General features: G+C 41.4%; 22 protein-coding genes and 2 tRNA genes. 9 read left to right on the top strand and 15 right to left on the bottom strand.

Annotated elements, in window-relative coordinates:
- Window positions 1-161: 161 nt before the first annotated feature.
- The 4 genes from F909_RS07405 (at window position 162) to F909_RS07420 (ending at window position 4,059) form a co-directional block, all read left to right on the top strand.
- A complete protein-coding gene (locus tag F909_RS07405) occupies window positions 162-2,432 on the top strand; it encodes an NADP-dependent malic enzyme (protein ID WP_005151887.1) in 2,271 nt (756 codons plus the stop codon).
- A gap of 96 nt (window positions 2,433-2,528) precedes the next feature.
- Window positions 2,529-3,752, top strand: coding sequence for a multifunctional CCA addition/repair protein (locus F909_RS07410; RefSeq protein ID WP_005151885.1), 1,224 nt, complete (start codon window positions 2,529-2,531; stop codon window positions 3,750-3,752).
- A gap of 146 nt (window positions 3,753-3,898) precedes the next feature.
- A tRNA-Asn gene (locus F909_RS07415) sits at window positions 3,899-3,974 on the top strand.
- Window positions 3,975-3,983: 9 nt separating this feature from the next.
- Window positions 3,984-4,059 (top strand) — tRNA-Asn (locus tag F909_RS07420).
- A 111-nt stretch (window positions 4,060-4,170) separates the two neighbouring features.
- Here F909_RS07420 and F909_RS07425 read toward each other — a convergent pair.
- The 11 genes from F909_RS07425 to F909_RS07475 all read right to left on the bottom strand — a co-directional run bounded on the left by F909_RS07425 (window position 4,171) and on the right by F909_RS07475 (window position 13,529).
- The gene (locus tag F909_RS07425) at window positions 4,171-4,827 is read right to left on the bottom strand and encodes a MiaE family protein (RefSeq protein ID WP_005151883.1); all 657 of its coding nucleotides are present in this window, start codon (window positions 4,825-4,827) and stop codon (window positions 4,171-4,173) included.
- Between the two features lie 4 nt (window positions 4,828-4,831).
- Window positions 4,832-5,560, bottom strand: coding sequence for a pyridoxine 5'-phosphate synthase (gene pdxJ / locus F909_RS07430; protein WP_005151879.1), 729 nt, complete (start codon window positions 5,558-5,560; stop codon window positions 4,832-4,834).
- Between the two features lie 54 nt (window positions 5,561-5,614).
- Window positions 5,615-6,322: a DNA repair protein RecO gene (recO, locus tag F909_RS07435; protein ID WP_005151878.1), complete on the bottom strand. Its 708-nt coding sequence runs from the start codon at window positions 6,320-6,322 to the stop codon at window positions 5,615-5,617.
- A 9-nt stretch (window positions 6,323-6,331) separates the two neighbouring features.
- A complete protein-coding gene (locus tag F909_RS07440; protein ID WP_005151876.1) occupies window positions 6,332-6,529 on the bottom strand; it encodes an NF038104 family lipoprotein in 198 nt (65 codons plus the stop codon).
- Window positions 6,530-6,555: 26 nt separating this feature from the next.
- The gene (gene era / locus F909_RS07445; RefSeq protein WP_005151875.1) at window positions 6,556-7,581 is read right to left on the bottom strand and encodes a GTPase Era; all 1,026 of its coding nucleotides are present in this window, start codon (window positions 7,579-7,581) and stop codon (window positions 6,556-6,558) included.
- A 4-nt stretch (window positions 7,582-7,585) separates the two neighbouring features.
- Entirely contained in the window at window positions 7,586-8,281 is a 696-nt protein-coding gene (gene rnc, locus F909_RS07450; protein WP_005151874.1) for a ribonuclease III, read from the bottom strand.
- Window positions 8,250-8,627, bottom strand: coding sequence for a DUF4845 domain-containing protein (locus tag F909_RS07455; RefSeq protein WP_005151873.1), 378 nt, complete (start codon window positions 8,625-8,627; stop codon window positions 8,250-8,252). The genes rnc and F909_RS07455 overlap by 32 nt, the downstream gene beginning before the upstream one ends.
- Before the next feature lie 28 nt (window positions 8,628-8,655).
- Window positions 8,656-9,519, bottom strand: a complete 864-nt coding sequence (gene lepB / locus F909_RS07460; RefSeq protein WP_005151872.1) for a signal peptidase I — start codon at window positions 9,517-9,519, stop codon at window positions 8,656-8,658.
- A gap of 73 nt (window positions 9,520-9,592) precedes the next feature.
- The gene (gene lepA, locus F909_RS07465) at window positions 9,593-11,410 is read right to left on the bottom strand and encodes a translation elongation factor 4 (RefSeq protein ID WP_005151871.1); all 1,818 of its coding nucleotides are present in this window, start codon (window positions 11,408-11,410) and stop codon (window positions 9,593-9,595) included.
- A gap of 161 nt (window positions 11,411-11,571) precedes the next feature.
- The gene (locus F909_RS07470; RefSeq protein ID WP_032862807.1) at window positions 11,572-12,027 is read right to left on the bottom strand and encodes an acyl-CoA thioesterase; all 456 of its coding nucleotides are present in this window, start codon (window positions 12,025-12,027) and stop codon (window positions 11,572-11,574) included.
- A gap of 125 nt (window positions 12,028-12,152) precedes the next feature.
- A complete protein-coding gene (locus F909_RS07475; RefSeq protein ID WP_005151869.1) occupies window positions 12,153-13,529 on the bottom strand; it encodes a Do family serine endopeptidase in 1,377 nt (458 codons plus the stop codon).
- A gap of 381 nt (window positions 13,530-13,910) precedes the next feature.
- Between F909_RS07475 and nadB the strand changes: the two genes are divergently transcribed.
- The gene (nadB, locus tag F909_RS07480) at window positions 13,911-15,542 is read left to right on the top strand and encodes an L-aspartate oxidase (protein ID WP_005151868.1); all 1,632 of its coding nucleotides are present in this window, start codon (window positions 13,911-13,913) and stop codon (window positions 15,540-15,542) included.
- A gap of 48 nt (window positions 15,543-15,590) precedes the next feature.
- Here the strand turns inward: nadB and F909_RS07485 are convergent, their stop codons facing one another.
- Genes F909_RS07485 through pabC form a run of 4 tightly spaced genes read right to left on the bottom strand, consistent with a single transcriptional unit; the run spans window position 15,591 to window position 18,372 of the window.
- The gene (locus tag F909_RS07485) at window positions 15,591-15,869 is read right to left on the bottom strand and encodes a DUF7660 family protein (protein WP_005151867.1); all 279 of its coding nucleotides are present in this window, start codon (window positions 15,867-15,869) and stop codon (window positions 15,591-15,593) included.
- A 10-nt stretch (window positions 15,870-15,879) separates the two neighbouring features.
- Entirely contained in the window at window positions 15,880-16,479 is a 600-nt protein-coding gene (tmk, locus tag F909_RS07490) for a dTMP kinase (protein WP_005151865.1), read from the bottom strand.
- The gene (mltG, locus tag F909_RS07495; protein ID WP_005151863.1) at window positions 16,479-17,558 is read right to left on the bottom strand and encodes an endolytic transglycosylase MltG; all 1,080 of its coding nucleotides are present in this window, start codon (window positions 17,556-17,558) and stop codon (window positions 16,479-16,481) included. Before mltG ends, tmk begins: the two co-directional genes overlap by 1 nt.
- A 1-nt stretch (window position 17,559) precedes the next feature.
- Window positions 17,560-18,372, bottom strand: coding sequence for an aminodeoxychorismate lyase (gene pabC, locus F909_RS07500; RefSeq protein ID WP_005151861.1), 813 nt, complete (start codon window positions 18,370-18,372; stop codon window positions 17,560-17,562).
- Between the two features lie 250 nt (window positions 18,373-18,622).
- Between pabC and F909_RS07505 the strand changes: the two genes are divergently transcribed.
- The 4 genes from F909_RS07505 to cysW all read left to right on the top strand — a co-directional run bounded on the left by F909_RS07505 (window position 18,623) and on the right by cysW (window position 22,165).
- Window positions 18,623-19,630, top strand: coding sequence for a sulfate ABC transporter substrate-binding protein (locus F909_RS07505; RefSeq protein ID WP_005151859.1), 1,008 nt, complete (start codon window positions 18,623-18,625; stop codon window positions 19,628-19,630).
- A gap of 142 nt (window positions 19,631-19,772) precedes the next feature.
- Window positions 19,773-20,375: an RBBP9/YdeN family alpha/beta hydrolase gene (locus F909_RS07510; RefSeq protein ID WP_005151857.1), complete on the top strand. Its 603-nt coding sequence runs from the start codon at window positions 19,773-19,775 to the stop codon at window positions 20,373-20,375.
- Window positions 20,376-20,450: 75 nt separating this feature from the next.
- Complete coding sequence (gene cysT, locus F909_RS07515; protein ID WP_005151854.1) at window positions 20,451-21,284, top strand: sulfate ABC transporter permease subunit CysT; 834 nt, start codon at window positions 20,451-20,453, stop codon at window positions 21,282-21,284.
- Entirely contained in the window at window positions 21,281-22,165 is an 885-nt protein-coding gene (cysW, locus tag F909_RS07520) for a sulfate ABC transporter permease subunit CysW (RefSeq protein ID WP_005151850.1), read from the top strand. Before cysT ends, cysW begins: the two co-directional genes overlap by 4 nt.

Genomic DNA, 22,165 nt, shown 5'->3' with positions numbered 1-22,165 from the left:
TTTACACGCCACATCGATTGTCAATAAGCTCGAAGTTCAGTGAAAATAAGCTTTTTTGACTGTGCGAAAGCATGAACTAGTGCTATATTCTTGTGCACTTATCTTAATATAGTAATTAGACTTCTATATGTCTGATTATTATCGGAACAAACGAGACTCAGATGGACGATCAATCTTTAAAACAAGCCGCTTTGTATTACCATGAATTTCCAACACCAGGCAAAATCAGTGTGACACCTAGCAAGCAGCTCGTTAACCAACGAGATTTAGCGCTTGCATATTCCCCAGGTGTTGCTGCTCCATGTTTGGAAATCGAACGTGACCCTTCTGCTGCTGCGAAATATACAGCTCGCGGTAATCTGGTCGCGGTTGTGAGTAATGGTACAGCCGTGCTTGGTTTGGGAAATATTGGTCCGCTTGCTTCTAAGCCGGTAATGGAAGGTAAAGGCGTTCTGTTCAAGAAATTCGCTGGCGTAGATGTATTCGATATCGAAATTGCTGAAAATGATCCAGACAAGATCGTTGATATTGTTGCTTCTCTAGAGCCAACTTTCGGTGGTATCAACCTTGAAGATATCAAGGCACCAGAATGTTTCTACATCGAGAAGAAACTTCGCGAACGTATGAAAATTCCAGTATTCCATGATGACCAACATGGTACTAGTATTATTGTCGGTTCAGCATTACTCAATGCTTTGCAACTGGTGAATAAAAAGATTGATGAAATCAAAATTGTTGCATCAGGTGCAGGTGCAGCAGCACTTTCGTGCTTAGATTTACTTTGTGCTTTAGGCGTAAACAAAGCCAATATCTTCGTTGCCGACTCTCGTGGTCTTCTCACAACATCTCATGAAGGATTGGATGATTCGAAAAAACGTTATGTTCAAGACATTCAAGTCAGCCAATTACATGAAGTGATGGCAGGCGCTGATATGTTCTTGGGTCTTTCAGCAGCAGGCATCTTAACCAAAGAAATGGTTAAAGAAATGGCTGAAAATCCAATTATTTTTGCACTTGCAAACCCAGATCCTGAGATTTTACCTGAACATGCACATGAAGTTCGCCCAGATGTCATTATGGCAACAGGACGTTCTGATTATCCAAACCAAGTAAACAATGCGCTTTGCTTCCCTTACATCTTCCGTGGTGCATTGGATGTTGGTGCAACCACCATTAATGAAGAAATGAAGATCGCATGTGTACACGCAATCGCACGCATGGCACATGTTGAAGCTGATGCTGCAACCTATGGTGAAAAATCTGCTTCATTTGGTCGTGATTACCTTATTCCTCGTCCACTTGATCAACGTTTGATTCTAGAAATCGCGCCTGCTGTAGCAAAAGCTGCAATGGATTCTGGCGTCGCAACACGTCCAATCGAAGACTTCTCTGCGTACCGTCAACGTCTTTCTGAGTTTGTTTATAACTCAGCATTCTTGATGAAACCGATTTTCTCTCAAGCGAAGACTGATCCAAAACGTATTGCCTATGCTGAAGGTGAAGACCAACGTGTATTACGTGCTGTTCAGATTGTGGTTGATGAAGGCTTAGCGAAACCAATTCTGATTGGTCGTACTGCCGTGATTGAAGACAATATCAAAAAGCTAGGCTTACGTTTACAACATGGTGTAAACATTGAAATCGTCGATCAGGAAAAGAATCCGTCGTATGATGATTTCTGGAAAGAATATCACCAAATCATGCAACGTAAAGGCGTGACAGTTGAATATGCGCAACGTGAAGCACGTCGTCGCTCTACACTCATCGCAGCGATGTTGGTTAAATTTGGCAAAGCTGATGGTATGTTGTGTGGTACTTACTCAAGCTATGACATTCATTTAGATTTTGTGAAAAATGTAATTGGCTTAAAAGAAGGTCGTAGTACCTTCTTCACGCTGAATGCCTTAATGCTTGAAGATCGCAATTTATTTATTGCTGATACGTATGTAAATACCAACCCAACAGCGGCTCAACTTGCTGAAATGACCATTTTAGCGGCTGAAGAAGTTCGTCGTTTCGGTATTACACCTCGTGTTGCCCTTCTTTCTCACTCAAGCTTTGGTAGCGATCAGACTGATGCAAGCGCACAAAAAATGCGCGAAGTCTATCGTTTACTTTCAGAGCAAGCGCCTGAGTTAGAAGTAGAAGGTGAAATGCATGGTGATGCGGCATTAGATGAAAATATTCGTCACTTCGCATTCCCGAACTCACGTTTCAAAGGTTCAGCAAACTTATTGATTATGCCTAACCTAGATTCAGCGAACATTTCATTCAACCTGTTAAAAGCGACTTCTGGTAATAATGTGACTATTGGTCCTATTTTATTAGGTGCTGCAAAACCTGTTCATATTCTTACACCTACGGCAACGACTCGTCGTTTGGTGAATATGACAGCATTAACGGTTGCCGAAATTCAGCAAAGTCAAAACTAATTCGACTTAAGCCTCGCTTTTCTTGAAAAGCTTTGCTTAACGCTTGAGAAAACCTCTATTCTGTAGCATGATTGTGTGAAGAATAGAGGTTTTTTCATGCAAGTTTATTTAGTAGGCGGTGCTGTGCGAGATCATTTGCTCGGCCATCCCTATCACGAAAAAGATTATGTGGTGGTTGGAGCAACGCCCGAGCAATTATTGGCTGAAGGTTATCAACCCATTGGCAAAGATTTTCCTGTATTTTTACATCCAAAAACAAAAGAAGAATACGCCCTTGCGCGCACAGAACGTAAATCTGGTGTGGGTTACCATGGCTTTCAATTTTTTACTGATACTACAGTTAAATTAGAAGAAGATCTGATACGTCGTGATTTAACCATTAATGCAATGGCGATGGATGACGCAGGTACAGTGTACGATCCCTATGGCGGACAACATGACTTAGATCAAAAAATTCTTCGCCATGTTTCAGATGCATTTACTGAAGATCCACTACGTGTACTTCGTGTAGCACGCTTTGCAGCGCGTTATGCAAGCTACGGGTTTAAAATCGCAGATGAAACTCTACAATTAATGCAGAAAATTGCCAAATCTGGTGAGCTTGATGCATTAACACCTGAACGCGTGTGGAAAGAAACCTCGCGCGCTTTGCTTGAAGATCATGCCGATGTCTACTTCCGAACACTCAAAGAGTGTGACGCCTTAAAAATCCTATTTCCAGAGATTGATGCATTATTTGGTGTACCACAACGTCCTGAGTATCACCCTGAGATTGATTGTGGCATTCATACTCTCATGGCACTCAAACAAGCTTGTTTAGCAGAATATGCACTTGATGTGCGCTTTGCAGTCCTTGTTCATGATCTTGGCAAGGCACTCACCCCTGTGGAGGAGCTGCCAAGGCATATCATGCATGAAGAACGTGGTATTAAGCCTGTGACAGATCTCTGCGACCGTTTAAAAGTACCTACACATTTAAAAAGCTTAGCCTTAATTGTGTGTAAAGAACATTTGAAATGTCATCAAGTCAAGAACCTGAAACCAGGAACTTTATGGCGTCTATTACAACGTTTAGATGTATTACGTCGACCTGAAAAAGTGGAAGCTTATGTTCAAGCCTGTGAATGTGATGCTAAAGGTCGTTTAGGTTTAGAGCAACGTCCCTATCCGCAAGCACAGTATATGTTAGATGCGATGCAAATCGTCAGAAATATACGCGCCCAAGATTTACCCGAACATGTAACTGGTCCAGAAATTGGTGAAATGCTGATTCAATATCGGATTGATGCCTTAGCTAAATTTAAAGAAAATGCACAATAACTGATTAATTTTTAAGTAAATAAAGTTATTTTTTTGCAGTTTTTCTTTTTTACAGACCAAAAAGATTATTAATCAAGCAAACGGTTAATTTTATTTACTATTGTTGTTGACGCATCTGCTTTTCATGCCTAAAATGCGCATCAGATTCTCCAATAGCTCAGTCGGTAGAGCGACGGACTGTTAATCCGCAGGTCCCTGGTTCGAGCCCAGGTTGGAGAGCCAATCTACTATTCTCCCATAGCTCAGTCGGTAGAGCGACGGACTGTTAATCCGCAGGTCCCTGGTTCGAGCCCAGGTGGGAGAGCCAAGATTCTAAAAAGCCCTGATCATTGATTGGGGCTTTTTTTATTACTCAATAATGAATGCCCCATAAAAAAAGCTTCTGATCAACAGAAGCTTTTTTATCTTTTAATTCAACTTAGGCAGCGATCTGTGCCGGCACACCGCTATGGAAACGGAACGTATCATCAGGACTTAAAATCAAATTCTTTTCCACTTCACGAATATGCTCAATGCGTAGTTGGATCGTCTCTTCTGGATCTTTAAGTTTCGCAGTTTTTGCAACATCCAAAGCAAGTGCTAAATAGTCCTCAAAATGACGCGATTCCGATTTAAGTAGATAGCGGTAGTAACGCCCCAGCTCATCATCTACAACCGGTGCCAGCGCATAAAAACGTTCACAAGAGCGTGCTTCGACAAATGCACCAATAATCATCACATCAATTAAAGCCTCAGGCTCATAGGTACGGATTTCTTTACGTAATCCACCTGCATAGCGCCCTGCACTCAAACCCTTCCACTCTTGGCCGCGTTTGTTCATGAATTCCAAGACCTGCTCATAATGCAGCATTTCTTCACGCACTAATTGTGCCAATTTCACTTGCAGGTCTGTAAAGAAACTATAGCGGAACATCAAATTCATGGCCGTACTTGCCGCTTTTTTCTCACAGTTGGCATGATCTTGCATTAATACATCAAGATTATTAACAGCTTCGTCCAACCACGCCTGAGGAGTCGTACACCCTAGAAACCCAATGACAGGCTGCATCAACTCGTCATAATTTATACTACTCATCAACTTATCTCGCAGCAGCCTGAATCGCTGCTTTCATCTCTGTTACCGCTTGCGATAGACCAACGAATACGCTGTCCGCAATAATCGAATGACCAATATTCAGCTCATGAATTTGAGGGATCGCAGCAATCGCAGCAACGTTATCTAAATTCAAGCCATGCCCTGCATTCACCACCAAGCCTTTTGCGGCAGCATACTCCGCACCTTGAATAATACGTGCTAATTCAACTTGCTGCTGCTCTACTGTCTCTGCATCTGCATACGCACCCGTATGAATCTCAATGGTTGGTGCACCACAGGCAACTGCTGCGTCAATTTGCGCCAAATCTGCATCGATAAACAAAGACACATCACTACCAATTGCTTTGAGTGCTTGAGTTGCTGCCTTCACTTTTTCAAAATGCCCCACCACATCTAATCCACCTTCGGTGGTCACTTCTTGACGACGCTCAGGTACAAAGCAAACATGTTGCGGTTGAATCTCTTTGGCAAACGCAACCATTTCATCGGTTACCGCCAACTCCAGATTCATACGTGTTTTTAATAATGGACGCATACGACGTACATCATCATCTTGTATATGGCGGCGATCTTCACGCAAATGTAAAGTAATTCCCTCAGCACCTGCTTGTTCACATACCAAAGCAGCCTGAACTGGATCAGGGTAAGTTGTCCCACGTGCCTGTCTTAATGTCGCAACATGATCAATGTTTACACCTAAGATTGCAGCCATAAAAATATCCTATCGGTTTAGCCCTGAATCATTATTTTCAATACATCAGGAATATCAAGTTTGTGTACTTTGAATCCAAAGTTGACGGCTTTTCAGCGGTCGATCACCCAACAAGGAGCTAATCATTTGACGGTATAGTTTACCCAATAATTGCAACTGTTCGTGAGAAAAATCCTGCCCATCTTCATAACTTTGCATTGAAGCAATCAACGCGCCATCAAGTGTTGAACGCGAGGCTTGTGAAACTGGCAAAAAGCCATCATTGAGCTGAAATTGATAATGCTGATTGACCTGAATATCTTGTTGACTCGCATCTATCGAGAAATCTATGGCATAACCAAGTTCTGGCAAGAGTACATGCTCAAATTGACGTAAAATCTGCCGAAGAAATACAGCAGCTTGCTGATGTGTCGCCAATTGCTGTAACAGTACTAAAATCAACTGATATTGTTCAAATGTCTGCGGCATCATCTCTTCTAAAGGACACAGTCGCAATAGAATTTCATTTAAATAAAAACCGGCAAAAAATGCATCACCATGAAAGAATACAGGTTGATTCAGAATTTCCAGTTTTGTGAAGTTTTTTAGTTCAGATTTGCCTGTGGCTTGCAGACGGATAGGCTGATATTGCGGCGGTGGGGTCTGTCTTAGAATCCCATCCACTCGACCATATTCTTGTGTAAATAAATGCACAATATGGCTTTTTTCACGATATTTACGATGATGAATCAAATAACCATGTAGGACTTCATTGCGCATCATAGTACGAGACTAGTCCTTCTTTTTCTCATCCTTTTCTTCATCATCGCCATCGGGAATCACTGCGCCAACAACCGCAGCAGTTCCTTTAACAACACCTTTGGTGGTCTTATAAGCAACTTTAACAGGTACAGTCACAAGCTTGTGAATACAGCCTTGCAACATGAATACGCATGTTGCGATCGCGAGTATACGAATTGTTGTTTTCATACCTGTTTCCATTGTCTTAAATACGATTAAATATCGCTATAACCCAAGCTTTTGAGTGCACGCTCATCATCAGACCAACCACCTTTGACTTTCACCCAAAGCGTTAGCATAATTTTTTGCTCAAACATTTTTTCCATGTCTGTACGTGCATCCATACCGATGCTTTTCAGCTTCGCACCTTTATCGCCAATCACAATGGCTTTTTGACCTTGGCGTTCCACAAAAATAGTCGCATCAATATATGTACAAGGTGGCTTTAAACGACCTGTTTTTTCATTTACTGCTGCTTCTTCAGTTTTAAATGATTCAATTTGAACCGTTAAATCATACGGAAGTTCTTCACCTAACTGACGCATAATTTTCTCACGAATGATTTCACTCGCAAGGAAACGCTCAGAACGATCGGTAATTTGATCCAATGAATACAAAGGTGGTTGATATGGCAGATATTTTTCAATCGTGTCACGCAAATGATCTAGATTTGCCCCACGTAATGCTGATACAGGCACAATTTCAGCAAAATTCATTAGCTTGGCACGCTCTCGAATCAGCGGTAAAGCCTCATTTTTATTTTCAAATGTATCGAGTTTATTGATCACAAGGATCACTGGCATATCTGCATTTTTAAGTTTTTCCAAAACCAATTCATCGTTTTGAGTCCACTTTTGTGCATCAACTACAAATAAAACCAAGTTCACATCACGCAATGCTGAATGTGCAGCACGGTTCATCATCTTATTGATGGCGCGCACTTCTTTTTTATGCATCCCAGGGGTATCTACAAATACGGCCTGTGATTTCTCACGCGAATCAATCCCCACGATTTTATGACGTGTGGTTTGTGGCTTACGTGAGGTAATCGATAGTTTTTGACCCAAGATATGGTTCATCAAAGTTGACTTGCCCACGTTTGGACGGCCAACAATGGCAACAAAACCGCTTTTGAAATCTGAAGGAATGGTCGTTCCTTGAGAACTAAAAAATTGATCAACTAGATTATTGCCATCTTGCTGTTCAGTTGCTTCTGGCTTATTTTCTTCCGAATGAGTCATCAGGTTATTGCTCCAATAATTTTAAAATCTCTGCCGCTGCCGTTTGTTCGGCAAAACGACGACTTGAGCCCTCGCCTATAATTTTTGGCAATCCCGCTACATCACATTCCACTTTGAAATGCTGATTAGGGGCATCACCCTGAATATCTACAACCTCGTAAACTGGGAGAGGTTTTTTACGTGCTTGTAAATACTCTTGCAAACGTGATTTAGGGTCTTTCAGTTGATCTGTCGGTTCGATATGATCAAGATATGGTTCATACCATTTTAGCACAATGCGTTCTAGCAAGTTGAGATCATTGCTGTCTAAATAAATAGCACCAATGATTGCTTCAACGGTATCCGCCAGAATTGACTCTCGGTGGTGTCCACCTGATTTTAACTCGCCAGTGCTTAAAATTAATGACCGGCTGAGTTGCAAATCATTTGCGATTTTTCCTAATGCTTCCTGTCGAACCAAAGTCGCACGCATTCGCGTTAAACGACCTTCATTTTCAAGCGGATAAGCATTGTACAAATAATTCGCAACGATCATTCCTAATAAAGCATCGCCTAGAAATTCTAGGCGTTCATAATTCTGCTTATGACTCACAGAGCGATGGGTCAAAGCCAGTTTTAACAAGTCAATTTGCTTAAACTGGTGACCTATTCGCCCTTGCAGCCGCGTATCATTGAGCTTGTTTTGCAGATTTTTGGTCAAAAGTCTTCTCAAAGGTCATCACTAAACTGATATTTAGCATGAAAGGCTTACGTATTTCATACTTCTTCATTACTACAAGATCATCTTTATAAGTCACTTGTGCAATATCTTTAAAATGTAAATCACGGATCCCATTCATATCAAAACGCTGATCCATCTGAGAGGCAAACTTACTCGGTGTAACATTTTGAGGACTCTCTTTTAATAGATCCTCAATTTGAGTATTAATCAGCTTGTCATCCCAATATGCTGGCCAAATTGCAATTGCCGCTTTCACAGCAACTGCAAATAAGACCACCCCAAATAAAATTGCAATATACGAAGTCCCTTGCTGAGATTTACGCATCTGTCTATTTCCTATGTGTTTTTATTTATTAGTCAATCTTACCATTTCGGTTGAAACTTGGAAGATTTAAACCAGGTTCTTTATGCATCCATACATAAAAAGCACGACCGGTTAAATTCGCTTCAGGTACAAAGCCCCAAAAACGACTATCAGCACTTTGATCACGGTTATCACCCATTGCGAAGTATTGTCCCTTCGGTACTGTTACTTCCCAATCTTGACCATTACTTTGGATAAATACATCATTCGCTTTTGCAACAAATGGTACCAAAGCTTCAGCCCCTCTTAATTGCGCAAATTGGAATTGTTCAGCAAGTGGATTGCGTCCTTCCAAGTAGCGAATTAGGTGCTGATGCTCACCCAAAGTTTCTTTAAAATAGAGTGCTGTCGGTGTATCTTGCTGATCTTTTGCACGCGTAAATTGAGTTGCAACTTTTGCAATTTGCTGACCATTGATGGTCAACTCACCCGCTTTAAACTGAATATGATCGCCAGGCAAACCCACCACGCGCTTGATATAGCTAATGGTTGGTTGTGGTGGATAACGGAATACGATGACCTCACCACGTTTTGGCTCACCAACATCAATGATTTTCGAGTTTACGATTGGCAGACGCACGCCATAATCAAACTTATTCACCAGGATAAAATCACCCGTTTCTAAGGTTGGGACCATAGAATCTGATGGAATATTAAATGGTTCATATAAGAAAGAACGTAGCACCAGCACAACAGCTAGCACAGGCCAAAAATCATAGGCCCATGTAATGACAAAGTTCTCTTGATTACGCCCACGTGTTGCACGCTGTTTCAATACCAACTTATCCAGTAACCACACTAAAAAGAAAATTAGTGTTGCTGGTACCAGAATCAAGTTAAAATCAAAATCCACAAACCCTCTCTTGCAGTTTCACTGCCTGTCGTTGGACTGGGTAAAACAAACGTTTCCCCAGCCTCATCTTTCTTTATCTATCAACTTTTAATACAGCTAAGAACGCTTCTTGTGGAATCTCAACACTTCCCACTTGCTTCATACGTTTCTTACCTTCTTTTTGTTTCGAAAGAAGTTTCTTCTTACGCGAAACGTCACCACCATAACATTTTGCCAATACGTTTTTACGCATTGCTTTTACAGTAGAACGGGCAATGATTTGTGCTCCAATCGCAGCTTGAATCGCAACATCATACATTTGGCGAGGAATCAGATCTTTCATCTTCTCAACCAATGCAATACCACGATGACGTGCATCTTGACGGTGGCAGATCATAGCTAAGGCATCTACCTTTTCGCTATTAATTAATACATCAACCTTAACCAGAGCTGAACTCTCGAAACGTACAAAGTTATAATCCAGTGACGCAAAACCACGTGAACATGATTTCAACTTATCAAAGAAATCCATCACCACTTCTGCCATTGGAATTTCAAAGCTTACTGAAACTTGGTTACCCAAGAACTTCATATCCTTTTGCACACCACGGCGCTCGATACACAAGGTCATCACATTACCCAAGTATTCTTGCGGCACGAGGATATGACATTCAGCAATTGGTTCACGCAGATCTTCAACCGTCGAGCCATCTGGCATTTTTGATGGACTGTCGATATAAATAATGTCGCCTTTTTTAGTTAATGCTTCATAAATTACCGTTGGCGCAGAACTAATCAGATCAAGATCATATTCTCGCTCTAAACGCTCTTGTACGATTTCCATGTGTAGCATCCCCAAGAAGCCACAACGGAAACCAAAGCCTAACGCATCTGAACTTTCTGGTTCAAAGAATAAGGCAGAGTCATTGATCTGTAATTTTTGTAATGCTTCACGGAATGGTTCAAAGTCACTTGAATCAATCGGGAACAAACCTGCATAGACCTGTGGTTTGACCTTTTTAAAACCTGGTAAAGTCGCAACATCAGGGGTATTAGACAATGTAATAGTATCGCCTACTGGCGCACCAAAAATATCTTTAATCCCCGCAATCACAAAGCCAACTTCGCCTGCTTCAAGAATGTCAGTTTCAGTATGTTTCGGGTTGAATACACCGACTGAAGTCACAGGATGTGTTTGTCCTGTTGATTTCACCAACATCTTGTCGCCCTTGCGGATACGACCTTGCTTGATACGAACTAATGACACTACACCAAGATAGTTATCGAACCATGAGTCGATAATTAAGGCTTGTAAAGGTGCATCACGATCACCTTCTGGTGCAGGAATCACATCAACCAGACGTTCTAAAACACCTTCAACACCTAAACCAGTTTTTGCTGAACAGGTTGGTGCATCTGTCGCTTCAATTCCGATAATTTCTTCAATTTCATGAATCACACGCTCAGGCTCAGCTTGAGGTAAATCAATCTTATTCAAGATAGGTAAAACTTCTAAGCCCTGCTCAATTGCGGTATAACAGTTTGCAACTGACTGTGCTTCAACACCTTGTGCAGCATCAACAACCAACAATGCGCCTTCACATGCCGCCAAAGAACGTGATACTTCATAAGAGAAGTCAACGTGTCCCGGAGTATCAATGAAGTTCAATTGATATTCTTGACCATTTGGATGCGTGTAATACAAGGTGACTGACGCGGCTTTGATGGTAATCCCACGTTCACGCTCAAGCTCCATAGAGTCTAATACTTGAGCTTGCATCTCGCGATCTTGCAAACCACCGCACATTTGAATGAAACGGTCAGCCAAAGTTGACTTACCATGGTCAATATGAGCAATGATCGAGAAATTGCGTATATTTTTGATATCTACGGATTTTTTAGCTTGCGCCATGGGTTACCTTAACAAAGTAGAACGCCCTGTACTTAAAAAAGTAGTGGGCCAAATGGTTTAATAAAATTGCTCGCGATTATAACAGAACAGGCTTTCAAAGTATTCAAAATAATAAACGCTTTGATATGAACAACTGAACAATTTATCTATATTTAAACCAATCAAACTGCTTCATATGAAATGGAGAAATCCATAGGGTTTAAATCAGCAGCAATCGGCTGATACGCTTGGGTAAAACTTGGTGACATCCGTTTCGGCCGACCTGTCTCAATTTCGATACAGGCCCATTTGGTATTGCCAACAAAGAGTATGCTTTGGTCTTTAGGTCGATAAAAGGCATACTGGCGAAATGAATAAAGGGCATTAATATCATCTAACCATGTCCTTAAGATGACTTCTTCACCTTCAAGTGCGGCCTTGCGATATTGAACATGGTGCTCAACTGCGACCATTGCATGTTTGAGTTCTAAATATTGAGCCAGCCCCAAACCCAAGGTTTCAATATGGGCTGCAGCAACATCTTGCATCCACTGCACATAAATCACGTTATTGACATGCCCAAGTACATCAATATGCTCAGGCTGAACTTGTATTTTTAAATCAAAAATCGTACTCATAATCTCAGGTATTTCATTCATCAAAGTTCAGCTAGCTACACTAGTCTAAACACAATAGCATTACAAAACAAAAACCACCCTATTTTAGAGTGGTTTTATTTAGTCAATATAAGGTCAATTCAAACTTAAGGTAAGCGTAAGCCAAGAATTGCACGCTGACCTTGACGAATAATCGTCACACGCGCAACGCTATTTTTTGGCAAGGCAGACACTGTTTTGGCAAACATTTGACTGTTGGTAATTGCTGTCCCATTCACTTGAACAATCACATCGCCTGCAACCAAATTAGATAAAGATGCTGTACCACCGCGCTTCACATCTTGAATCAAAATACCACCACGAACTTCCAAACGCGCTTGTTCAGCTGCGGTTAAGTCACGAATGCTCATGCCCAAACCACTGGTTGGGTTGTTTTTCTCTGCATCGGCAGCCGTATCATCTGGTGCAGTGCCTAAGGTTGCAGAAATCGAACGTGTTTTATCATCACGAAGGATTTCAAGCTGAACTGTTTGGTTTGGCGCAATACGGTTGAGTGAATAAAGTAAATCACTCGTACGTGAAATTGGCGCACCATTGGCTTTCAAAATTACATCACCCGATTTGAGACCTGCTTTTTCAGCCGGTGATTTCGGTGCAACTTGAGTAATCAACGAACCTTCTGGTTTCGGCAACTTATAAGCTTCTGCCAAGTTACGATCAATATCTTGCATCATAATACCAAGATAAGAACGGGTCACCTTACCTGTAGTTTTCAACTGTTGCACGACATCCATCGCCACATCAATTGGAATCGAGAACGATAGGCCCATATAACCGCCCGTACCACTGAAAATACGTGAGTTAACACCAACCACTTCGCCACGCTGGTTAAACAATGGACCACCTGAGTTACCAGGATTCAGTGCTGCGTCAGTTTGAATAAATGGAACCGAAGTCTCGCCACTCATATTCCGTGATTTTGCACTCACGATCCCTGCCGAAGCTGAGTAATCAAAGCCAAATGGTGAACCAATCGCGAGTACAGGCTCACCCACTCGAAGTTGATTGACATCACCTACTTTCAACTCTGGGAAATTATTGCCGTTCACTTTCAATAAGGCGATATCGGTACGTTCATCACTCCCCACAAGTGTCGCATCAAGCTCACGACGATCATTTAGAGTAATACTGATACGTGACGCATCTGCAATCACATGTCGGTTGGTAAGCAAATAACCATCTTTCCCAATAAAGAATGCACTTCCGAATGCTGTTTTTTCTTGCGGGCCCTGCTGTTGCGGGATAATTACTTGATTACCAAAAAAACGTCTTAAAATTTCAGGGACTTGTTGTTGCAATAACTCTTCCTGAGTCATTTTCTTTACAACATTGACACTCACAACAGCAGGACTGACCTGCTCAACGAGGTTTGAAAAATCTACTGGCGCAGCAGCATTGACTTGTGATGCTGCTATCGTAAATACCGCAGCATACATTCCTTGTTGTAAATAGCGACTTTTCATGAAGCAAGAACCTACATACTGATAATTAAAATGAAATTTAGGTCTATATTTCTAGCACATACCCATCATTATTTTCGTAAAAATATGTTTATATTTTCAATGCATACAACGATCTAGAATGATGGAATGTGAATAAACTGTGGAGAAATACGCCATAACTTACCCTATAGAAATGGTTTTATCCTGAACAGCTTAACGATAGATTAAAACAATGTACTGAAACGTAATCATTTTATCATTCGTACAGATGAGGCAAAAAATAATCGGCAAATAAATCGCATTCGCTAAAAATTCACTCAATTCTAGGCAGATTGGCCCTTGCCTTTTTGATAAAAAAGCGGTGTCATTAGCGAACGTTTAAAACTGAAGCAGATCGACGACATGCCTGATTTAAAAACAATTCACCATTTTGATGTGATTATTGTGGGCAGTGGCGGTGCAGGTTTAAGCCTTGCACTCTCTTTACCAAGTCATTACAACATTGCAATTTTAGCCAAGGCTGCATTGACAGAAGCCAGTACTTACTATGCGCAAGGCGGTGTTGCTGCAGTATTAGACGAAACAGATTCTATTCAACAACATATTAATGACACGATGATTGCAGGCGGTCATCTTTGTGAGTTGGATGCAGTAAAACATACTGTTGAAGGTGGCAAACCTTCTGTTGACTTCCTACTTAAGCAAGGTGTGCAATTTACGCTAGATGACGATGAACAGTTACACCTTACCCGTGAAGGTGGCCATTCACAACGTCGTATCATTCACTCTGCCGATGCAACAGGCAAAGCCATTTCAACCACTTTGGTTGAGCGCGCTAAAGAACGAAAAAATATTACAATTTTTGAAAATTATATTGCGATTGATCTGATCACCCTACACAAGCTGGGGTACCAAAACCAAGCCAATCGCTCAATCGGTCTATATGCTTTAGATGAAGCTACCGAACAGGTTCATACTTTCTTGGCCCCATTTACTGCCCTTGCCTGTGGCGGTGCAATGAAAGCCTATCTCTATACCTCAAACCCTGATATTGCGACAGGTGATGGTATTGCCATGGCCTACCGTGCAGGTTGCCGTGTTGCCAATATGGAATTTAACCAATTCCATCCAACTTGTTTGTATCACCCCAAAGCGCGCTCATTCTTGATTACTGAAGCAATGCGTGGTGAAGGTGCTTATTTGCGCTTACCAGATGGTGAACGCTTCATGCTGCGTTTTGATGAACGTGCTGAACTTGCACCCCGTGATATTGTGGCACGCACCATCGACCATGAAATCAAGCGCTTAGGGATCCGTCATGTCTGGTTAGACATCACCCATAAATCACCTGAATTTATTATTGAACACTTCCCGACACTCTATGCACGTTTACTCGAGCTCGGCATTGATATCACCAAAGATATGATCCCTGTTGTACCAGCAGCACATTATACCTGTGGCGGTGTGGTGGTCGATGAACATAGCCAAACTGATTTAGACGGTTTATATGCAATTGGTGAGACCTCTTATACAGGTCTACACGGCGCTAACCGCATGGCAAGTAATTCTTTGCTTGAATGTTTCGTTTATGGCATGAGTGCAGCAGAAGATATCGAACAAAAGTTTGATGCAGACTTTAAACTGCCAGACGTCCCTTCTTGGGATGAAACGCAAGTGACAGATGCAGATGAAGATGTCGTCATCTTACAAAACTGGGATGAACTTCGTTCCACCATGTGGAACTATGTCGGTATTGTACGTACCACTAAGCGTTTGCAACGTGCCTTACATCGTATTGAAATGTTGAAACGTGAAATTACTGAGTATTATCAGGATTATCGTGTCAGCAAGAACTTGATTGAATTGCGTAACCTAGTCTTGGTTTCGGAAATGATTGTACGTTGTGCAATGGAGCGTAAAGAATCACGTGGTCTGCATTACACGCTGGATTATCCAGAACTCTCAAATGAAATTCGCAAAACTGTGCTCACACCACCAAACTTTAAGGTAGAACAACCGTTGGTGAATGAGTGATGAAATTAAGGCTAAAGATTCTTACTTATATATCTTTAGCCTCCAAAATTATTCATAAATTCGAGCAGCCATAAGCATTTCTGCAAAGGTTTTCCAATCAGGTTGAGCTAAACGGTCAACCTGATCTGTATTTTTATAATATCCGTCCATATCTTCAGCCCATGAAGCTAAAGCATCAAGAAAATCAGCCAGATTGATATTCTCCCAACCATTGGGATCATCTATAAGATTCTGACGTAATTTTTGAATAAAAATCGCGAGTTCAATATGACTCGATATCGCATCAATTGCCTTATCTAAATGATAGCTATCATGATCTTTATTCATAAGGACTGGCCTATTTCAAATATTGCAAAGCCTCTTCAAACACAACATCTGCATTCTGTGTTGCATCCAAACGTTTCATCCGTTCAGGTTCTGCTTGCCACAAGGTCTCATAACCTGCACGCACCTTAGCAAAGAAACTTAATTTCTCTTGTTCAAAGCGATCCAATGCTCCACGCTCTCGCGCACGGGTCATCCCCAATTCAATCGGGGCATCCAGCCAAAAGGTAATATTCGGCATTCTCGCCACAAAAGTTTGATTTAACAATTGTAACTTTTCCTGACTTAAACCACGTCCAGAACACTGATAAGCAAAGCTGGCATCGGTAAAACGATCACTCAGCACAATCTTGCCCGCCTCTAATGCAGGTAAAATCACTTGCTGTAAATGCTGCGCCCGTGCTGCATAAATCAATAGCAGCTCGGTATCATGACTCATTTGCTCTTCATGATTTACTGCTAATAATAAAGAGCGAATCTGCTCAGCCAATGGTGTTCCACCTGGTTCACGGGTCAACACCACCTCTTTACCTTGCTGTTCAAAGTACTGATGAATTTTACGAATCAGCGTGGTTTTGCCTACACCTTCCGTCCCTTCAAAACTAATAAACATTATTCGCCCTGCTTTTTCTTTGAACGTAGCACAGTTAAATATTCTTGCACTGCACGATTATGGTCTTCTAAAGACGCGGTAAATTTATGCCCACCATTGCCCGTAGCAACAAAATAGATATTTTTAGCATCATCAGGATGCATCGCTGCTTCAATCGCTTTCTTACTTGGCAAAGCAATTGGCGTTGGCGGTAAACCATTAATGGTATAGGTGTTATAAGCTGTTGGGGTACGCAAGTCATTACGAGTGATATTGCCTTTATAATTCTCACCCATGCCATAAATCACCGTCGGATCCGTTTGTAAGCGCATCCCCATTTTCAAACGACGCACAAATACACCTGAAACCTGTTCTAACTCGCTATCTAGGCTGGTTTCTTTTTCAATAATTGAAGCCATGATCAACGCTTCATATTTATCTTTATAGGGTAAGTTTGGTGCTTTTTTGGCCCAAGCATCATCTAAAGATTTCATTTGACGGTGATACAAATCGGTTAAGATTTTTTTATCGGTCTCGCCTTTGGCAAAGAAATACGTATCAGGTGCAAATAGACCTTCTGGATGCGTATATGAGATATTTAATTGCTTTAGTAATTCACTGTGCGGAAGATCAAGCAAAGTATTGGTGACATTTGGGTCTTTTCTTAGACTCTGAATCAATTGTGAAAAAGTTGTTCCTTCAATCACTAGAATACGGTTCATCTGCGCATTATCTGCATCAGACAGCATATCCATCACCTGACGAATACTCATCCCTTCTGTAATTTCATAAACACCCGCTTTCATGGTTTCATGAATCATAAACTTCTGATACAGCTTTAGAACTATAGGAAAATTCACTTTATTTTCTTTGGCTAAACGATCAATAAAGCGTGAATAGGTATCGCCAGAAGAAATCACCAAAAGTTGTTTTTTACTGTCTACAGGATAATTTTTAAATAAGCTCGACCATAGAATGCCAAAGATCACCAAAACAAAAATAGCAATGGCGATCAAAAAGGATTTAAAAAAAGAAAATCTGGATTTCGGTTTAGCTTTTGGCTTTTTCTTACTTTTGCTGGAACTAGGCGGCTTTGGCATATTAATCAATCTGGCTAAGTTTTAAAGTTTCAAATAAATCAAGATAAGGTTGTTGCTCTAAACAACGGTCATGAAATCGAATCACCGCTTTCATTGGGTGTAACGCATTACAGAAAAATAAACTCTGAATGCGTCCAATTTCACTCATATCAATACAACGCTGCTCACAGTTCACCTGATATTGCTGCATTCTCGATAAAATTCTGGCACGCATCACACCGTGGACGCCATTATAGCGAAGTTCTGGCGTAATCCACCGATCATTTATACGAATAAAACAATTACTGCTCACCCCTTCAACAATAGAGCCCTGCACATCACTGACCAATGCTTCCAGCCAGCCTTGCTGATCTGCCTCTTGCTTGAGTAATACTTGTTCTAATCTGTTTAATGTTTTTAATCCAACCAGATGCGGCATGTTCAACCCCAAGGCATGATTTAACATGCCACTTTCAATCCATTCGGGTTGAAAAGCCTGTGTCACTCTTGGGTAATACCATACGTAGATGTCAGCAGCATGCAAAGGTAGACTATAGCCTCGATCGCCTTCACCGCGGCTAATCACTACCTTTAAAGTGCCATTCAAATTTGGATGTTGCTGTTGTAAGTGCACAAAAGACTTTTCAATAAAGGATAAATCTGCATCGAGACTTAGACTATTACACGCCAATTTTAAACGTGCAAAGTGAAGTTCTTTTAGCTCAAAATTTCCGTGAAAAATACGTGCTGTGGTAAAGCAGCCATCACCATAATGAAAAGCTCGGTCTAATAAGGGGATGGAGTCAACTAATTGCCCATTTTTATAACACTGCATAATCTAAATACCTATCCACTTTATAAACCAGCACCACCAAAAAAAATAAACCATTGATTTTAAACAAGTATAACAATTAAACCCTAAAATTAAAAATTGCTTATATATCAATAATTCAGCAAAGCTTATCTGTTTTATCTATTTCTATTTTTTTCATAACAAATTCGATTTTAATTATTTTTTTTGCAAAAAAACTGACGTTATGCTGCTTACATATTCCAAACAGTGATTTAGTTTTAAGGGGTTTTACATGCGTTTTTCTCAAGTTAAAGTCGGCGTAATTGCCGCATTACTCTCAGTTTCTTCATTCGCGGCACAAGAATTCTTAAACGTTTCTTATGATCCGACTCGTGAGCTGTATACAGATTTCAACAAACAATTCGGTACTTTCTGGAAACAACGTACGGGTCAAGACATTGACTTTAAACAATCCCATGGTGGCTCAGGTAAACAAGCCCGTGCCGTGATTGATGGCTTAAATGCGGATGTAGTAACACTTGCACTTGCAGCGGATATCGATGAGATTGCTGAAAATGCAAAATTGCTTCCGGCAGACTGGCAAAAGAAATTACCGAACAACTCTACGCCATATACATCAACAATTGTATTCCTTGTTCGTAAAGACAACCCAAAACAAATCAAAGATTGGGGTGATCTAGTTAAGCCAGGTGTAGAAATCATCACACCAAATCCAAAAACATCTGGCGGTGCACGTTGGAACTACTTAGGTGCTTGGGCATGGGCGAAACACCAAAAAGGTGGAAACGATGCTAAAGCTCAAGAGTTTGTTCGTCAAATTTATAAACAAACCAAAGTTCTTGATTCAGGCGCACGTGGTGCAACGACAACATTTGCTGAACGCGGTATTGGTGATGTATTGCTGGCTTGGGAAAACGAAGCTTATCTTGCTGTACGTGAACAGCCAGGCAAATTCGAAATCATCACACCGTCTCTCTCTATTCTTGCAGAACCACCAGTTGCTGTCGTTGAAAAAAATGCTGAGAAAAAAGGGAATCTACAAATCGCTCGTGGTTACTTGAACTACCTTTACTCACCAGCAGGACAAGAGATTGCTGCACGTAACTTCTACCGTCCACGTAATGCAGCCGTATTAAAGAAATACAGCAACGTATTTAAACCACTTAAATTGGTGACGATTGACAAAGAATTTGGTGGCTGGACCAAAGTACAAAAAACTCACTTTGATAATGGCGGTGTGTTTGACCAAATCGTCAAGCTCAACAACTCAGCGAAATAAAAAAATCTCCCTTGCGCTGCTATAAACGCAGCTCATCTCTTTAAAAAGTGAGGGAACTACACGGACTTTAGTCATTCAATAAATTCGTGTTAGCCCTCCCTTTCGCAAAGGGAGACTGGGAGGGGTTCTAAGGAGAATAGACATGATTCATACTGTAATTGTTCCAGGTGTAGGCGGTAGCGAAGCACAGCATTGGCAGTCTTGGTTACAACAGCAACTCGTGTCTAGCTCTCGCGTTCAACAGAAACATTGGGATCGTCCAGTGTTAAGTGAATGGGTTGCTCAATTTGTTAAAACTGTTGTTGCAGCTCCAGCGCCTGTTCAAATCGTTGCACATAGCTTTGGCTGCTTAACCAGCGTTGCTGCACTCGCTGAACACCCTGAACTCAAAGTAAAAGTTAAAAATTTGATTTTGGTTGCACCTGCGAACCCAGCTCGTTTTGGTGAAGCAGGTTTTGCTCGCCATAGCTTGACTGACTATAAACAGTATTTTCAGCAACTGAAAATTGACGTGCCAACCACGTTATTGATTAGTGAAAATGATCCTTGGTTGGGTTATGTCGATGCCCTACAACTCGCACAGGCTTGGAAATTGACACCCATCAATTTAGGTCCTGTTGGTCATATTAATGTTGCTTCCGGATTTGGCCCTTTCCCGGAGATTCTGAACTACTTGCTGCCTGAAAAAAAGACGCAGCGCACCGCCCGAATGAGTCAGGCAAATTTTAATCTAAAATTTGCCTGACATCGCCCCCGTATTTTTAGTATTCGCATTATTTATTTGCTTGTTTTAGCAAACATTTCTCTTTGAGGAAATATCATGTCGCAGCGTTCCCGAGTGCTGCCTGGGTTTGGTCTCTCATTAGGCTTTACCCTCGCTTACGTGTCTTTGATTGTGCTTATTCCTTTATCTGCTGTCTTTATCAAATCTTTAGGGATTGGATGGGATGGCTTATGGGAAATCTTAACTTCAGAACGAATTTTAAAGTCATTACAACTGAGCTTTAGTGCTGCATTGATTGCCGCTTTGGTAAATGTCGTCTTTGGCTTATTGCTCGCGTGGTGCTTGGTTCGTTATAACTTCCCTGGTAAACGAATCGTCGATGCATTAGTAGACTTACCTTTTGCATTACCGACTGCTGTTGCAGGTATTGCATTAACCTCTTTATATGCACCAACAGGCTGGATCGGACAATATCTTTCCCCTCTTGGGATTGAAGTGGCTTATACCCCAATTGGTATCACACTCGCTTTAATCTTTATTGGTTTACCCTTTGTAGTTCGTACCGTACAACCCGTACTTAGTGATATTGAAACTGAACTGGAAGAAGCGGCCTCTGCACTGGGCGCCAATCGCTGGCAAACCATCACCAAAATCATTTTTCCGATTTTATTCCCAGCCTTGTTAACAGGTTTTGCGTTAGCATTTGCACGCGGTGTCGGTGAATATGGTTCGGTGATTTTCATTGCAGGTAACCAGCCTTACAAAACAGAAATTGCACCATTGATGATCATCTCTCGATTAGAGGAATACGATTATGCAGGTGCAACCACCATCGCTGTGGTTATGCTTGTTCTCTCATTTGCCATTCTATTTTTAATTAACTTAGTTCAAGCATGGGCAAGCCGTCGCACAGGGAGAGTTGCACAATGAGCTTAAATACCAACAGCAACGCTTTAGCTCTCAAACTGCAAAGCCGAGATGCAACACGCGAACCGACATGGGTACGTTATAGCTTAATCGGTGTTGCCTTAATCTTTTTCTTAAGTTGCTTACTGCTTCCTCTCATTTTGGTTTTTGTTGAAGCATTTAAACAAGGTCTAACGGTTTATATCAATGCTTTAACCGATTCGGACACCTTATCGGCAGTAAAGTTAACCTTACTTACAGCTGCAATTGCCGTACCGATTAATGTCGTGTTTGGTGTCGCAGCAGCATGGGCTGTTGCAAAATTCCAGTTTCGAGGTAAAGCCATTCTCACCACCATTATAGATGTACCATTTTCGGTCTCTCCTGTGATTGCAGGCTTAATGTTGGTACTGATTTTTGGTGCGCAAGGCTGGATGGGTGGCTGGTTAATGGATAACGATATCAAAATCCTGTATGCCGTACCTGCGATTGTCCTTGCCACCATTTTTATTACTGTTCCATTTGTAGCCCGAGAATTAATTCCATTAATGGAAGCACAGGGTACAGAGGAAGAAGAAGCTGCGATTGTACTCGGTGCTTCAGGCTGGCAAACCTTCTGGCGAGTCACTTTACCTAATATCAAATGGGGTTTGATTTACGGCGTAATTCTCTGTAATGCCCGTGCAATGGGGGAATTCGGTGCGGTATCAGTGGTTTCTGGCCATATTCGCGGTCAAACCAATACCTTACCGTTACACGTCGAAATTCTCTATAACGAATATACCTTCAGTGCTGCATTTGCTGTGTCATCGTTACTGGCATTTTTAGCGATTCTCACTTTGATTTTGAAAACGTGGCTCGAAATCCGTCAAGACCAAGCAAATAAACATCAGCCGGATCACTAA

Source organism: Acinetobacter sp. ANC 3929, from assembly GCF_000369405.1.
In the GTDB taxonomy this organism is placed as follows: Bacteria; Pseudomonadota; Gammaproteobacteria; order Pseudomonadales; family Moraxellaceae; genus Acinetobacter.
The sequence above is the reverse complement of the archived record's forward strand: the minus strand, read 5'-3'. Positions and strand labels throughout refer to the sequence as shown.

What these genes read in the sequence shown, in the direction of transcription:
- recO (WP_005151878.1), bottom strand. Translation starts at nt 6,322, where the DNA reads ATGATGCGCAATGAAGTCCTACATGGTTATTTGATTCATCATCGTAAA.
- pabC (WP_005151861.1), bottom strand. Translation starts at nt 18,372, where the DNA reads ATGCAGTGTTATAAAAATGGGCAATTAGTTGACTCCATCCCCTTATTA.
- cysT (WP_005151854.1), top strand. Translation starts at nt 20,451, where the DNA reads ATGTCGCAGCGTTCCCGAGTGCTGCCTGGGTTTGGTCTCTCATTAGGC.
- F909_RS07405 (WP_005151887.1), top strand. Translation starts at nt 162, where the DNA reads ATGGACGATCAATCTTTAAAACAAGCCGCTTTGTATTACCATGAATTT.
- nadB (WP_005151868.1), top strand. Translation starts at nt 13,911, where the DNA reads ATGCCTGATTTAAAAACAATTCACCATTTTGATGTGATTATTGTGGGC.
- tmk (WP_005151865.1), bottom strand. Translation starts at nt 16,479, where the DNA reads ATGTTTATTAGTTTTGAAGGGACGGAAGGTGTAGGCAAAACCACGCTG.
- F909_RS07505 (WP_005151859.1), top strand. Translation starts at nt 18,623, where the DNA reads ATGCGTTTTTCTCAAGTTAAAGTCGGCGTAATTGCCGCATTACTCTCA.
- cysW (WP_005151850.1), top strand. Translation starts at nt 21,281, where the DNA reads ATGAGCTTAAATACCAACAGCAACGCTTTAGCTCTCAAACTGCAAAGC.
- F909_RS07455 (WP_005151873.1), bottom strand. Translation starts at nt 8,627, where the DNA reads ATGCGTAAATCTCAGCAAGGGACTTCGTATATTGCAATTTTATTTGGG.
- F909_RS07410 (WP_005151885.1), top strand. Translation starts at nt 2,529, where the DNA reads ATGCAAGTTTATTTAGTAGGCGGTGCTGTGCGAGATCATTTGCTCGGC.
- F909_RS07440 (WP_005151876.1), bottom strand. Translation starts at nt 6,529, where the DNA reads ATGAAAACAACAATTCGTATACTCGCGATCGCAACATGCGTATTCATG.
- pdxJ (WP_005151879.1), bottom strand. Translation starts at nt 5,560, where the DNA reads ATGGCTGCAATCTTAGGTGTAAACATTGATCATGTTGCGACATTAAGA.
- F909_RS07425 (WP_005151883.1), bottom strand. Translation starts at nt 4,827, where the DNA reads ATGAGTAGTATAAATTATGACGAGTTGATGCAGCCTGTCATTGGGTTT.
- F909_RS07470 (WP_032862807.1), bottom strand. Translation starts at nt 12,027, where the DNA reads ATGAGTACGATTTTTGATTTAAAAATACAAGTTCAGCCTGAGCATATT.
- lepA (WP_005151871.1), bottom strand. Translation starts at nt 11,410, where the DNA reads ATGGCGCAAGCTAAAAAATCCGTAGATATCAAAAATATACGCAATTTC.
- F909_RS07475 (WP_005151869.1), bottom strand. Translation starts at nt 13,529, where the DNA reads ATGAAAAGTCGCTATTTACAACAAGGAATGTATGCTGCGGTATTTACG.
- F909_RS07485 (WP_005151867.1), bottom strand. Translation starts at nt 15,869, where the DNA reads ATGAATAAAGATCATGATAGCTATCATTTAGATAAGGCAATTGATGCG.
- F909_RS07510 (WP_005151857.1), top strand. Translation starts at nt 19,773, where the DNA reads ATGATTCATACTGTAATTGTTCCAGGTGTAGGCGGTAGCGAAGCACAG.
- mltG (WP_005151863.1), bottom strand. Translation starts at nt 17,558, where the DNA reads ATGCCAAAGCCGCCTAGTTCCAGCAAAAGTAAGAAAAAGCCAAAAGCT.
- era (WP_005151875.1), bottom strand. Translation starts at nt 7,581, where the DNA reads ATGACTCATTCGGAAGAAAATAAGCCAGAAGCAACTGAACAGCAAGAT.